General features: G+C 32.7%; 11 protein-coding genes. 8 read left to right on the plus strand and 3 right to left on the minus strand.

The features are described from left to right. The first annotated feature begins 280 nt into the window (after positions 1-280). The 5 genes from ACWG0P_RS05820 to ACWG0P_RS05840 all read left to right on the plus strand — a co-directional run bounded on the left by ACWG0P_RS05820 (position 281) and on the right by ACWG0P_RS05840 (position 7,055). A complete protein-coding gene (locus tag ACWG0P_RS05820; protein ID WP_455790631.1) occupies positions 281-1,117 on the plus strand; it encodes a PRD domain-containing protein in 837 nt (278 codons plus the stop codon). Positions 1,118-1,212: 95 nt separating this feature from the next. Next, positions 1,213-3,060 carry a glucose PTS transporter subunit IIA gene (locus tag ACWG0P_RS05825; protein WP_455800924.1) on the plus strand — a complete coding sequence of 616 codons (1,848 nt, stop codon included), beginning with the start codon at positions 1,213-1,215 and terminating at the stop codon, positions 3,058-3,060. Between the two features lie 4 nt (positions 3,061-3,064). Next, positions 3,065-4,495, plus strand: coding sequence for a 6-phospho-beta-glucosidase (locus ACWG0P_RS05830; RefSeq protein ID WP_455800925.1), 1,431 nt, complete (start codon positions 3,065-3,067; stop codon positions 4,493-4,495). A 281-nt stretch (positions 4,496-4,776) separates the two neighbouring features. Next, a complete protein-coding gene (locus ACWG0P_RS05835; protein WP_455800926.1) occupies positions 4,777-6,315 on the plus strand; it encodes an ABC transporter permease/substrate-binding protein in 1,539 nt (512 codons plus the stop codon). A gap of 11 nt (positions 6,316-6,326) precedes the next feature. Further along, positions 6,327-7,055: an ATP-binding cassette domain-containing protein gene (locus ACWG0P_RS05840; RefSeq protein WP_455800927.1), complete on the plus strand. Its 729-nt coding sequence runs from the start codon at positions 6,327-6,329 to the stop codon at positions 7,053-7,055. Positions 7,056-7,113: 58 nt separating this feature from the next. Here the strand turns inward: ACWG0P_RS05840 and ACWG0P_RS05845 are convergent, their stop codons facing one another. Next, on the minus strand, positions 7,114-8,130 hold the full coding sequence (locus ACWG0P_RS05845) for a DUF2804 domain-containing protein (RefSeq protein WP_455800928.1): 1,017 nt from the start codon (positions 8,128-8,130) through the stop codon (positions 7,114-7,116). Between the two features lie 133 nt (positions 8,131-8,263). Between ACWG0P_RS05845 and guaA the strand changes: the two genes are divergently transcribed. Next, entirely contained in the window at positions 8,264-9,565 is a 1,302-nt protein-coding gene (gene guaA, locus ACWG0P_RS05850) for a glutamine-hydrolyzing GMP synthase (protein ID WP_455800929.1), read from the plus strand. Positions 9,566-9,631: 66 nt separating this feature from the next. Here guaA and ACWG0P_RS05855 read toward each other — a convergent pair whose 3' ends face one another. Beyond that, positions 9,632-10,279, minus strand: coding sequence for a site-specific integrase (locus ACWG0P_RS05855; RefSeq protein ID WP_455800930.1), 648 nt, complete (start codon positions 10,277-10,279; stop codon positions 9,632-9,634). Between the two features lie 12 nt (positions 10,280-10,291). Beyond that, positions 10,292-10,543, minus strand: coding sequence for a hypothetical protein (locus tag ACWG0P_RS05860; protein ID WP_455800931.1), 252 nt, complete (start codon positions 10,541-10,543; stop codon positions 10,292-10,294). A 447-nt stretch (positions 10,544-10,990) separates the two neighbouring features. On the opposite strand from ACWG0P_RS05860, the gene ACWG0P_RS05865 reads away from it, so the two are divergent. After that, positions 10,991-11,710, plus strand: a complete 720-nt coding sequence (locus ACWG0P_RS05865) for a helix-turn-helix transcriptional regulator (RefSeq protein ID WP_455800932.1) — start codon at positions 10,991-10,993, stop codon at positions 11,708-11,710. A gap of 1,331 nt (positions 11,711-13,041) precedes the next feature. After that, entirely contained in the window at positions 13,042-14,127 is a 1,086-nt protein-coding gene (locus ACWG0P_RS05870) for a PDDEXK nuclease domain-containing protein (RefSeq protein WP_455800933.1), read from the plus strand. Positions 14,128-14,322 lie beyond the last annotated feature (195 nt).

Genomic DNA, 14,322 nt, shown 5'->3' on the forward strand with positions numbered 1-14,322 from the left:
ATGCATATTTAATTCAACCTTTCTCATAAGGTACCTCCAATTCAATGAGGTACTATTGTAATATGTATTTAAGACATAATCAAATGTGGATACTTAAGACATTATCATAAACGAATCATATTTATAAGTAGGAAAATAATAAATCAGTTGACAAACCTCATATGTACTGATAAACTAAATTTGTAAGGATCGTTACTGAATCTTCAGGCGTGACCAAGCAAGGGATAAAAGGTGTCTCTTTTCGTGGTTGCGCCTTTTATAATGATAGAAAGGAGAACGTATGCTAAAAATATTAAAGGTTTTTAATAATAATGTTGCCCTTGTATTAAATGATGCTAACCACGAAGAAATCATTATGGGGAAAGGTGTTGGATTTGGCAAAAGAGAACAAGAGATGATTGATGAAAGTAAAATAGAGAAACGCTTTATCTTAGAAGATAAGACTTCTGTAAAAGCATTTCAAGATCTACTAGGACGAATTGATATCGAAGATATTGAACTCGCAAGTGATATCATCCAAGATGGAGAAAAGGTATTAGGATATCGTTGTAGTAATTCTATCCTATTAACATTATCTGATCACATCAGCTTTATGCTAAAACGCGCCAAAGAAAAAACATTATTCACTACTCCCTTAGAATGGGATATCAAAATGATTTATCCACAAGAGTTCAAATATGCACAACAAGTGATAGAACGTATGAAAAGCAAGACAGGCTTACAAATTCCTGATCAAGAAGCAGCTTTCATCGCACTACATTTTATCAATGCACATTATGAAGGAAAAGATATGCAAGAGACTGTTCTTAGTTCAAAAATCATCCAACATGTCATTGATATTGCGAAATATCATTATGGTAAAAAGTTCGATGAGTCTTCTTTCAACTTTTCAAGATTTGTTACTCATATCCGATACTTTGTCATGCGTCAACTTCATAACGATGCGAAAGAAAATGATTCATCAATCATCAATGTGATTGCGTTAAAGTATCCAAATGATTATAAATGTGCGAAGAAAATAAAAGAGTTTTTAGAAAAAACATATCAGTGGACCATTGGGGATGATGAGCTATTATACTTATCTCTTCATCTCAACCGATTATCTACTGATCTATAATGGAACGTTACTGTACGTCAGGCGTAACCTAAGTCAAATGATATTTTCATAGTGCTTAGGTTTTATTTTGCGAAAAAATTAAGAGGAGAACAATTATGTTAGAAAATGAAGCGAAAGATATTCTACAATATGTAGGTGGAAGTAAGAATGTAAACAACTTGGTACATTGTGCCACACGTTTAAGATTTGAATTAAAAGATGATAAAAAGGCAGATAAAGCAGCTTTAGAGAAGTTGCCTTATGTATTATCAGTAGTAGTGAGTGGAGGACAATATCAAGTTGTAATTGGTCCAAAAGTAAATAGTTATTTTGAAGAGATTATGAAGAGTTTGGATTTAAAAAAAGATAAACAAACAGGTAAAATGTCTGTATTAAAGGTGATTTCAGGGGCATTCTCACCACTCATTCCAATTCTAGCTGGGGCTGGTATGGTAAAAGCATTATTAACTGTACTTGTGCAGTTTGGTGTTATGTCAGATGCAAGTTCAACTTATGCAGTATTATCTGCGGCAGGTAACTCAGTGTTCTATTTCATGCCAATTTTCTTAGGGATTACATTATCAAAACAATTTGGTGCGAATCCTTATGTAGGAGGAGCTATTGGGGCAGCCTTGATGGAGCCTTCCTTCTCAGCGTTGATTGGTCAAGAAGGAACCAATTTTCTAGGTATTAATCTTACCGTAGTAGATTATGCCACAACGATTTTCCCAATCTTTATCATTTCCTTTATTTATGCATATTTAGAAAAAGGATTGAAGAAGATTATTAAATTGGAATTACAAATGTTCTTAGTACCTATGATTTGTTTAATTGTATTGGTGCCTTTAGCAGCGTTGGTATTTGGTCCATTTGGTACGATTATTGGTGATACCGTAGGAGATGTTGTTGCATGGTTATTTAATTTCAACCGTGTAGTTGCGGGTGTCGTATTAGGGGCAGCATATCCATTCTTAACAATGTTAGGATTACATTGGGGATTCACACCAATTACCTTACAAAATCTAACACAATATGGTGGAGATATGATTGAAGGTGTTGCGGTTTGTTGTGTATATGCAGAATTAGGGATTGCACTTGGTGTATTCTTAAAAGGAAAAAAGCATTCGAATATTAAGGCAATCGCAAGTCCTGCTATTTTAACTGGATTTTTAGCTGGTGTTACAGAACCAATTTTATATGGTATCGTAATGCGTTATAAACGTTTGATGGCTGTGGTCGCAATCGCTGGTGGTATTGGCGGGGCAATCAATGGACTCTTCCAAGTAACCATGGATTCTTATGTATTCCACAATGTATTCTCTGCAGCTATGATGTCATATTCTCCAATGATTCCATTCCTTGTAGGTATTAGTGCTTCTTTGATATCCGGTGCGCTTCTTACGTATTTCTGGGGAATTACAAGTGAAGATAAAGGAGATTTTGAAGCTGAAACAATTACAGATATACCAGAAATCATGGAAACAAAAAAGCCTTTAAACGATCAACAACAATTAGAATTATTAGCTCCAGTGAGTGGAAGTATTGTAGAACTTGAACATGTAGAAGATGAAGTATTTGCAAGTGGAGCTGTAGGAAAAGGGATTGCTGTTTTACCAACCAATGGAGTCGTGGTAGCACCTTTTGATGGTGAAGTAGTCGTTGCATTCCCTAGTAAACATGCAATCGGTTTGAAAAGTGATAGTGGGTTAGAAGTATTGATTCATGTAGGATTGAATACGGTAATGTTAGATGGAAAACATTTTACTAGTAAAGTGGAACAAGGAACACGTGTAACAAAGGGAGGTGTTCTTCTAGAATTCGATATGGATGAAATTAAAAAAGAAGGATATTCCGTAATGACACCAATTTTGATTACCAATGCAGACGCAATTGATATGACGGTGGTAGGTAAAGAAGATGATAAGGTACAAGCAGGTGATGTATTGATTCACATCAATATGTAGGAGGTTGATTATGAAAGAGAATTTCTTATGGGGTGGAGCCCTTGCGGCACATCAAGTAGAAGGTGCTTATCAAGAACAAGGAAAAGGTTTGAGTATTGCGGATGTAATGACAGCTGGTTCACACGCAGTTCCTAGAAAAATAACAAAGGGAGTGTTGGAAGGCGAATACTATCCAAATCATGATGGTATCGATTTCTATCATCACTTTCAAGAAGATATCGATCTATTTGCGGAAATGGGTTTTAAGTGCTTGCGTACAAGTATTGCATGGACGCGTATCTTTCCAAATGGTGATGAAGATATCGCAAATGAAGAAGGACTAGCTTTCTATGATAAAATGTTTGACTATATGTTATCAAAAGGTATTCAGCCTGTAATTACGCTCTCTCATTTTGAAATGCCATATCATTTAGTAGAAGCATATGGTGGTTGGAGAAATCGTAAATGCATTTATTTCTTTTATAAGTTTGCGATTGTTTGTCTAGAACGCTATCACAAGCAAGTTACCTATTGGATGACCTTTAATGAAATCAATAATCAAACACTGATTGAAAATCCCATTTATGCATTTACGAATTCAGGTATTCTTTATGAAGAAGATGAAAACCGTGAAGAAATCATGTATCAAGCAGTACATTATCAATTTGTTGCCTCAGCGAAAGTTGTTGCATATGCAAAAGCAATGAATAAGAATTTACAAATGGGATGTATGGTCGCTTCTTTACCATACTATCCATATTCTTGTAATCCAAAGGATATCGTAAAGGCACAAAAATGCAATCAACATCAAATGTTCTTTACAGATGTATTTGTAAGAGGTACATATCCAAACCATGTTTTAAAACAATGGGATAGAAAAGGATATTCATTAGATGTGCTTGAAGAAGATTTAGAGATTATCAAACGTGGTGTAGTGGATTACATAGGATTTAGTTATTATCTATCTAGTACTGTAAGTGCAGATGAAAATATGTCACGCAGTGGTAGTGGAAATGCGGCAGGTACAGATACTGTAGAAAATCCTTATCTAAGCACAAGTGCTTGGGGTTGGAGTATTGATCCAGTAGGTATGCGATACTATTTAAATGATTTATATGATCGTTATCAAGTACCTTTGTTCATTGTAGAAAATGGATTTGGTGCTATAGATACAATAGAGGATAATAAAATTCATGATACCTATCGTATAGAGTATCTTCGTGCCCATATTATAGAGATGATGAAGGCTATTGAAGAAGATGGTGTCGATGTCATTGGGTATACGGTATGGGGATGTATTGATCCAATCTCTTTTACTACGGGTGAAATGAAAAAGCGTTATGGAATGATTTATGTAGATCGTGATGACTTGGGGAATGGAAGTTTAAAAAGATTACGTAAAGATTCTTTCTATTGGTATCGAGGGGTAATTGAAAGCAATGGGAAAACCTTGTAGAGATATATAAATGAGTTAATTAAGGAAACCTAAACTCTTATAAGATGAATCCATAAAAGGGATATCTTGTAAGAGTTTTTATAGAATGGACGCTTCATCATAGAGGAAATTTCTACAAACGTATTTTATTGGACTATGTTTTATGAAAGGTTTCTATATAAATATAGTAGGAGTATGATGCATGGGTATTTGCACGTGAGTTGTAAATGGGGAAGAAATAAAGGATAATAGAAACATGAAAATGCTTTATCGATGTAACTGATGAGTAGGAGGGACAAGTCATGATACAAGATATTTTAGATTTATGGATGCAAAAATCTGATTTTTATTTAGAATTATTATTAGAACATATTCAAATATCAATGACAGCGATTATTTTCGCAGGGTGTTTGGGTTTATGTATAGGTATTTTGATTGCGGAATATCAAAAGACTAGCAAAGTAGCATTGGGTGTTATCAATTTTATGTATACCATTCCTTCTATCTCTTTGTTGGGTTTTCTAATTCCTTTATCAGGAATAGGGAATACAACAGCAATACTTGCATTAACCATCTATGCACTTTTACCAATGGTAAGAAATACGCATACAGGGTTAGTAAATGTACAACCTTTGATTATCGAAGCTGCGAAAGGAATGGGAAGCACACGTTTTCAAATTTTATATAAAATAAAACTTCCGTTGGCAATGCCCGTGATTATGAGCGGTATTCGTAATATGGCAGTTATGACAATTGCACTTGCAGGTATTGCCTCTTTCATTGGTGCAGGTGGTTTAGGTGTAGCAATCTATCGAGGAATTACAACGAATAATAAAGCAATGACGATTATCGGAAGTTTGATGATTGCCTTATTGGCATTATTTATCGATTGGATGTTGGGCTTTGTCGAAAAGGTGATGAATCGAAGAGGTATAAAGAATAAAGAGAAGAAAAAGAAAGTGCTTGTTATTTCTGTAGGTATTATAAGTATCTGTACACTATTCTATACCTTAACGGGAAGTTCAAATAAAGATACGATTCATATTGCCACAAAACCAATGAGTGAACAATATGTTATTGGAGAGATGTTACGTACACTAATAGAACAAGATACGGATTTAGAAGTAGAGATGACACAAGGTGTTGGTGGAGGAACGAATAATATTCATCCAGCAATGGTTAGTAAAGAATTTGATCTTTATCCAGAATATACAGGTACTGGTTGGAATCAAGTATTGAAAGAAACTGATTTATATACAGAAGATCTCTTTGATCGTTTACAAGATGGATACCATAAACTAGGTATGAAATGGGAATCTTTATTAGGGTTTAATAATACCTTTGGTATTGCAGTAAGAAAAGAGATCGCGGAAGAATATAACTTAAAGACATATTCTGACTTACAGAAAGTGGCAGACCAGTTAACCTTTGGTGCGGAGTATGATTACTTTGAAAGAGCAGATGGATATGATGCCTTCTGTGAAAAATATGGATTAACCTTTAAGAATACAACCGATTTGGATATCGGGCTAAAATACGATGCGATTAGAGAACATAAGATTGATGCCATGGTTGTATTTACCACAGATGGACAATTGGCCGCAACTGAAATCACAGTATTAAAAGATGATAAGAATTTGTATCCATCTTATATGTGTGGTTTTGTAGTACGTGAAGAAATCTTTGAGAAGTATCCAGAAATAAAGGGTGTTCTAAAAAAATTAGATCATGCGATTAGTGATAGCGATATGTCACAGATGAATTATTTGGTGGAAACAAAGAAGCAAGAACCAAAAGATGTTGCGGATGAGTTTTTAAAGAAGAAAGGCTTACTGGAGTAGGAGGTGCTCATATGAACGTAATTGAATATCAAAATGTAAGTATGGCATATGGAGAAAAAACAGTTGTAAAGTCTTTGGATTTAAGTATCGAAAAGGGAGAGTTTTTAACCATTATAGGTAGTTCAGGGTGTGGGAAAACCACAATTTTGAAAATGGTAAATGGATTGATTATGCCTAGCGATGGAACAGTGTTGGTACATGGGAAAGAAATCGATAAAAAAGATATCATTCGTTTAAGAAGAAATATAGGATACGCTATACAAGGAAATGTATTGTTTCCACATATGAACGTAGAACAAAATATATCCTATGTTCCAAATCTTTTGAATAAGAAAAATAAAGAAAAGACAAAGAATGCGGTGAATAAATGGATGGATATAGTAGGCTTAGATCAAGACTTAAGAAAACGATATCCAGATCATCTTTCTGGTGGTCAACAACAACGTGTAGGAATCGCAAGAGCACTTGCTGCATCTCCTGATATCTTGTTAATGGATGAACCTTTTGGGGCAGTAGATGAGATAACTCGTGCTTCTTTACAAGATGAAATCAAACGCATTCATAAAGAAACAGGTATTACGATTTTGTTTGTAACACACGATATTCATGAAGCATTAAAACTTGGGACAAAGGTACTTGTCATGGATGAAGGAAATATTTTGCAATATGATACACCAGAAGAAATACTTGCACATCCTGCAACAGAGTTTGTAGGAAAGTTTTTAAAGAATTATCAATAAAGAGTAGGAAATATGAAAAAAGGTAAGTTGAGTCTTACCTTTTTATGTGGTTTATTCGTTAATACCGATTGTGTACAAATTCATTAAAACAGAGCATATCTTTTACTTCTATTTTTTCTCCATTATCTAAAACAGCAAATCCATTAAGATAACCAAACACTTGATGTTGATCAGTTGATACAACGATTGCGGATATCTTTGCGGCTCTATCGAGGAAAGGAGCAAATGTCATTTCAAAGCGTTGATTACTAGACGTAATGTTCCAAGGCATCATAGGGTCTTGCGGAATATGGAATGTAATATCGTCTAGTTTGTGAGCTACGTGATCATAAAATATCATATTCTCTGTAGCTGCACTATTGTCTCCAAAACCATAACCAATATTAAATCCAAAAGGCTTACCATTGATATCCATGTTACCGGAACCCCAATACCAAGTGTTATCATAAGTCCAAACACCTCTTCCCCAATCAAGGGTACCGAAATCATTTGTTTCATCAAAGGTATAGGTGTTCCCATCAAAACAAGCATGTCCACTTGCTCTCATACAGTTTATTTTCTGATTATAATAGAATGCGTGCTTTTTATCTTTCCATGGGGTAGCAATTACCATAGAATCCATAGGTGGCTCATGTAAAAGGATATCGCAGGAGAAATCTTTCCCTTGATAAAAGTTCTTAAAGGAACAAGTAAGTCTTCTTTGATCTCCATCTTTTATAAAGTCCATACATAAACGCTTGTCTTGATAATGTGTAATTCCTTGTGTGGATGAAGAAGGAAGTTTGAATTTTCCCATAGGAAACAAATTCAAAATTGTTTCCGTATGTTCCCACTTGTTTTTAAAATCAAGAAAGGATACGGATTGAAGTCCAATATAGCCATCATCAGATAAGGTCATAGCGACTCCAAAATCTTTGTTAAGGATAAGATAATAATCCCATTCCTTAATACGAAGTTTACTGGCTTTGATATCTTCACGATGATATTCTTGGATAAGAGATCTTGACCAGCCTGGTTCTCTTAGGGAACCATCTTTTAATAACTTTTGTGGTGTGATAACTTCATGATTACGCATATAGATCACCTCTAGCTCTATTATAAAAGGTTATGCCTTTGAAAACAATGAGGATTGAAAATTTTACATTTATCTTCTTACGTGTTTATGTTAAACTATTCTTATACAAAAAAGAGATATAGGAGAACAGAAGATGAAACAGGATACAATTGTTATTTTAGATTTGGGTAGTCATGAAAATACGACGATTGCTAGAGATATTCGTAAGATTGGTGTTTTTAGTGAAATAAAGGCACATGACATTAGTGTTGCTGAATTAAAGGCAATGTCAAATGTAAAAGGAATCATCATTAGTGGTGGTAACAACAATATCATTGATGGAAAAGCAATCGATGTAAACCATGATATTTATGAAGCTGGATATCCAGTGTTAGCATTTGATCATGCATTAGCAAAAGTAGATAACATCGCATTCCCAGAAGATGAAGAAGCACGTATGAAAGTGTTAGAAGATTTTGTGTTGAATGTGTGTAAAGCAGAAAAGAATTGGAATATGAAAAACTTTGTTGCAGATCAAGTAGAATTGATTCGTCAACAAGTAAAAGATAAGAAAGTATTATTGGCATTATCTGGTGGAGTAGATTCATCTGTTGTTGCAGCGTTGTTGATCAAAGCAATCGGAAAACAATTGGTGTGTGTACATGTGAATCACGGGTTGATGCGTAAAGGGGAATCTGAAGATGTAATCGAAGTGTTCCAAAATCAGTTAAAAGCAAATCTTGTGTATGTAGATGCTTCTGATCGTTTCTTAGGAAAACTTGAAAATGTTGTAGAGCCAGAAGAAAAACGTAAGATTATCGGCGCAGAATTTATTCGTGTGTTTGAAGAAGAAGCACGCAAACTAGATGGTATCGATTATTTAGCACAAGGAACCATTTATCCAGATATCATCGAATCAGGAACAAAAACTGCAAGCGTTGTAAAATCACATCACAACGTTGGTGGATTACCTGATGATCTACAGTTTGAATTAGTGGAACCATTGTACCAATTGTTCAAAGATGAAGTTCGTGCATGTGGAGTGGAACTAGGATTACCATATGAAATGGTGTATCGTCAACCTTTCCCAGGACCAGGACTTGGTGTACGTTGCCTTGGCGCAATTACAAAAGAACGTTTAGAAGCTGTACGTGAATCAGATGCAATCTTAAGAGAAGAATTTGCGAATGTCGGATTAGATAAGACAGTTTGGCAATACTTCACAGTAGTACCTGATTTTAAATCAGTAGGTGTAAAAAACAATGCACGCTGTTTTGAGTATCCAGTAATACTTCGTGCAGTGAATACAATTGACGCCATGACTGCGACAATTGAGCAAGTGGATTGGGCTATCTTAGCGAAGATTACAGATCGTATCTTAAATGAAGTTGCGAATGTAAACAGAGTTTGTTATGATATGACACCAAAACCATGTGGAACGATTGAGTGGGAATAACCCCACTAGAGCTGAAAGCCTTTATATATAAGGGTTTTGAGCTCTTTTTTTGTACTCATATGGTACTCATTGCATTCTTATTGCATTAATTTCTTTGTTTTTTCGATGAAAACCAAAGTGTGAATTATCATTTTTATCCGTTTCCACAGGCTGATAATTTATCACACCTTTGAGCTTTCTAGCAACCTCAAAATTACTGTTAGGATACAGATGTCCATATGTACCAAGTGTCGTTTCAATATCTTCATGACCTAAGCGGTCTTTGATGATAAGAGGATTTTCACCCATGCTGATGAGCAAGGAAGCGTGAGAGTGGCGTAAGGCGTGTACTTTGATACGATGTATGTTTGCCATTTCAGATAACTTCTCAATCGCTCTTGGTAATGAGTGCTTGTTGGTAGGTGTACCATTATAACTTAATAGGAAATCTGTTTTGATTATTTTTTGTTGTGCTGATTTCCAAAGTTGTAATTGTTCTAATGTATCCTCATCAAGAACAATTTGACGAACACTTGCTTTTGTCTTTGGGTCAACAAATTTATAATCATTACAAGATTTATAATATAAATTTTTTGTAACGCTTAATACACCTGTTTCGAAATCAATATCACTCCATTGTAAAGCCGAAGCTTCACCAATACGTAGACCTGTCATAAACAACAACCATAACGATATAAAGATATAATGCTCGTAATAATCAACATTCTTTAACAACGCTATGATAGATTAAAATTCTTCTAATGTCCAAAATTCAATTTTCACTTTATGCTTTTTGATGTTACCAAGGATTTTAGATGGGTTTTCTTTCGCTAGACCTAGAACAATTGCTCTATCCATTGCTCTTGAAAACATTTCTTGTACACTCCGTACATAATTTAGTCCATAAATTTTTAATAATTTTAATTGCCAACTTTGTACATGAATAGGAGTAATTTTATTCACCAACATCTTGTTAAAGTTTTTGAAATGCTTGCACATAGATTGATGTTCATTTTAAACGTGCTTTCTTTGACTTGGCTTTTATACCAAGGAAAGAATAATTCATCTACGTATTGTTTGAATGTGATTTTTTTCATTTCTTCCACTAAATCATCAACACAAGTTAGTATTAACTTTGAATATTCCTCTTTGGCTTTTTTCTTTGATAAAAAGCTATTACGGTATTTTTGTATCTGTTTTTCTGTAATATGGTGGTAACCTAGACAAGCTTATTTATTTTAGTCCAAAATTTTGGCACATTACAGCTTCATTATTTTTGAAATAGGTAAGAGTTATATGATGAGATTAAAGGGCAGATCATTTTTAAGTATTCCTTTATCAAGGACAAAGCAATTTTAAAATATGAAATCTAGTTTGTATAAGTGAACTATGAGTTCATTTACAAAATGCCCGAGGATTTGTATACTTAAGGCAGGAGGAATAATTATGGAACATCAACATTTAATTAATATTAATTTAGAATTAACAGGTAAAAAAATAAAGAAAGCAATTGAAGAATCTGAATATGAAGAAATAGAGTTAGCAGATTATTTTAAAGTTAGTGTTCGTACAATAAAATATTGGAAATCAGGAGATCGACTACCTTCTTTAGATAACTTTTTCTATTTGAGTAAAATTTTGGATACTAATATTGAGAATTTAATTAGCTTTGAAGATGAAGCAAGCAAATTTGATTTGAGTGAAGAACTTAAAAGCATGAGTGGAATTAGACCATCACCCTTTATGCATTATTATAGAAAAAAGTTTAAAATAAGAACAGTCGAGGACTTTATAGCTTTTTTGCCTTTATATGATGAAGTTGTCTTAAATGATGTTCTTTATCGTATTAGTGGAGAATCAATAAGTTATGGTACATATATGTTAGAGCAATTTGATTATTTATATAATGAAATTGGCGATAAAGAAGCAAGAGATAAGATATCCTTAAAGTTAGAAAATAATAATGGTATTTGGAATACGCATAATATTCTTGCTATTGTTGATGCAGAAACTTATGAAATGGCGAATATGTCATCATATTATAAACAAAAAAAATTGAAAAATTATATTAAAGATTTAGTGAGAGATGATTTTAAAAAAAATGGATTACAAATCAATAAATTCAGACAAGAATGGTTTAATGATCTCAAATCAATGAATGATTAATTAGATAAACGGATACAAACACAAGCAATTTCATCTAAGTAATTTGGCAAATACAGTTATATTATAGAAAGATATTATATTAGATTCAATTGTTAGAATATGTGTATACATATATTTTAATATGGAGGAAATATGCGAATGTGTTTACAGAAGTCATTAATTAACAATTCTAAATTAGAGAGTAGCATGAATAACAAATCAATGGGTTGAAAATAGGGGATGAATAAGGACACATTCAAATTGATCGCAAAAAATATGATGTATTTCTTTTTCATGCAAATACCGATAAAATGAATTATGTTGAAGAATTAGTATTCGCATTAAGGTGGGTGTATAATCGGCAAAATTTGATTTTGAATGCTATAAAGGAATCAGAATTGTAAATGCTGTAATATCATAAAAATTTTAGGATGCGTAACTTGAAATCAACAAAAGATATAAAAACAGCAAAATAGAAGATTTAGTATTATTAAACGGATTGGTGAGGCAATCGAATTAAATCAACGAAAAAAGGATTTGATACAAAAATAGAATCAGAAGAGAGGCTGAGAGAATTTCTTCTTACATTACTGTATGATTTCAACATGTTATAGTAATTTCATAGAAATATATATGAAGGATGCTAAAACGTGATTAAGATTGAATACTTATTGTTCGGAGAAGTATATTATTGATGATAAAACAATCTCATTCTTTACGAAAAAGAAGATGGTTGGAATTACTGCAGAGAATATAAGCTTGTAGCAAAATGAAATGGTAAAGAAAGGATTTTCATTTAATAGAAAAATATTTCAAAGATCAAAATAAGAAAAAAAGTATACTTGTTCGCCATTTGCTTACATTAGCAAAATTTAATGGGATAAGTTTAGATTTCATTATTAGTATAGGCATCAATTTAAGGTGAAAATGAAAAATGAAGAAAAAATTAGGCCAAATAAAAAAAGAGGAGATGAATTTTACAAGCTCTCTCTTTCGTTGATTCGTTTTCAATAGATACAGAATATATAACAAAGTCGAGGCAAAAAGAAAAGGATAAAAAATAATAAATAATTGGCTGTTATATTACACTTTATGTGTATTTAAATTATATGTTACTAAGAACCAAAATAAGAGTAACTATATCATATAAAATTGTAAGAGTTAATTCTACCATTGTTTTTATGTAATGGACTGTAAAGCTTATTTCCACTTTTTGCATATGTTGTGGAATTTACTTTTTCACTTTATGAGACTGTAATAAAGTCTCCTTATCACTTAAATACAATTGAGATTAACAATAAATGAAAGTATAATGTCTATAGGTTAAATGACGAAAAAAGGAGAGAAAGCTAATGTCAAATAAATTAGTAAATTCGATTGATGAAATTGAATATAAGAAATCTGATGATATTTTTGTTGATGCTAAATTTATAATTGATTCTGCAAGAAGTTATGCATATGCTACAGTTAATGCGTCATTAATTAAGAGGAATTGGTTAATGGGAAAACGAATTTTTGAAGAGTGTATGCTTGGTGAAGATAGAGCAGAATATGGTGCAAGTGTAATAAAAAAATTATCAAAAATGCTTACTATAGAATATGGAACGGGATTTCCTAAAACTAATTTATATAGTTTTTATAATTTCTATAAAGCATATCCTGAGATTTTCCACTCACTGAGTGGAAAATCTTCGGTTCTTTTAACATGGACACACTATAGGGTATTGATACAAGTGGAAGATCAAAAAGCCCGAAATTGGTACGAAAACGAGGCAATACGCGAAACTTGGAGTGTTAGAACACTTCAAAGAAATATTTCTTCTCAATATTATTATCGCTTATTAAAGTCACAACAAAAAGAATTAGTCATAAATGAAATGGAAAAATTAATAAAACAAAATCAAAATGATAAGTTGGAGTTTATAAAAAATCCTATGATTGCTGAGTTCTTGGGTTTTGATACAGATAGCACTTTTACAGAAACGGATTTAGAAACAAGTATCTTATCAAATATTCAAAAATTTCTTATGGAATTAGGAAAAGGTTATGCCTTTATTGCAAGACAACAACATATTCATACAGAAAAACAAGATTACTATATAGATTTAGTTTTTTATAACTATATCTTGAAATGCTTTGTTTTGATTGACTTAAAAACAAACAAAATCACACATCAAGATGTTGGACAAATGGATATGTATATTCGTATGTACGATGATTTGAAAAGGAATGAAGATGATAATCCAACAATAGGAATTGTACTATGTTCTGATACGGATGCAGATATTGCAAAGTATTCCATACTAAATGGTAATGAGCAATTATTTGCAACTAAGTATAAATTGTATTTGCCAACCAAAGAGGAACTACGCGCTGAAATTGAAGCACAGAAAGCAATGTTTTATCTACAACAACACGAAAATAAATCATCAAAATAAGGGATTTTATTGATTAATAAGGGAGTTGTTGAAATCTATCGTTTAGATAATATCTTATATCAATAAGTATTTATGGAAAGTAAAATAGTATGTATGAAATCATTAGAAAATTTCGTGCTAGCATAAAGGAGCTTGTAGAGATACAATCTTTTTTCATAGGACCTGAATTGCAAGTAGAAAGTGGAATTAACTCAA

It is taken from the genome of Amedibacillus sp. YH-ame6 (assembly GCF_053848845.1).

Excerpts from the sequence above, each read along its gene's own strand:
- ACWG0P_RS05820 (WP_455790631.1), top strand. The coding sequence starts at position 281 with ATGCTAAAAATATTAAAGGTTTTTAATAATAATGTTGCCCTTGTATTA.
- ACWG0P_RS05825 (WP_455800924.1), top strand. The coding sequence starts at position 1,213 with ATGTTAGAAAATGAAGCGAAAGATATTCTACAATATGTAGGTGGAAGT.
- ACWG0P_RS05835 (WP_455800926.1), top strand. The coding sequence starts at position 4,777 with ATGATACAAGATATTTTAGATTTATGGATGCAAAAATCTGATTTTTAT.
- ACWG0P_RS05840 (WP_455800927.1), top strand. The coding sequence starts at position 6,327 with ATGAACGTAATTGAATATCAAAATGTAAGTATGGCATATGGAGAAAAA.
- ACWG0P_RS05845 (WP_455800928.1), bottom strand. The coding sequence starts at position 8,130 with ATGCGTAATCATGAAGTTATCACACCACAAAAGTTATTAAAAGATGGT.
- guaA (WP_455800929.1), top strand. The coding sequence starts at position 8,264 with ATGAAACAGGATACAATTGTTATTTTAGATTTGGGTAGTCATGAAAAT.
- ACWG0P_RS05860 (WP_455800931.1), bottom strand. The coding sequence starts at position 10,543 with ATGTGCAAGCATTTCAAAAACTTTAACAAGATGTTGGTGAATAAAATT.
- ACWG0P_RS05865 (WP_455800932.1), top strand. The coding sequence starts at position 10,991 with ATGGAACATCAACATTTAATTAATATTAATTTAGAATTAACAGGTAAA.
- ACWG0P_RS05870 (WP_455800933.1), top strand. The coding sequence starts at position 13,042 with ATGTCAAATAAATTAGTAAATTCGATTGATGAAATTGAATATAAGAAA.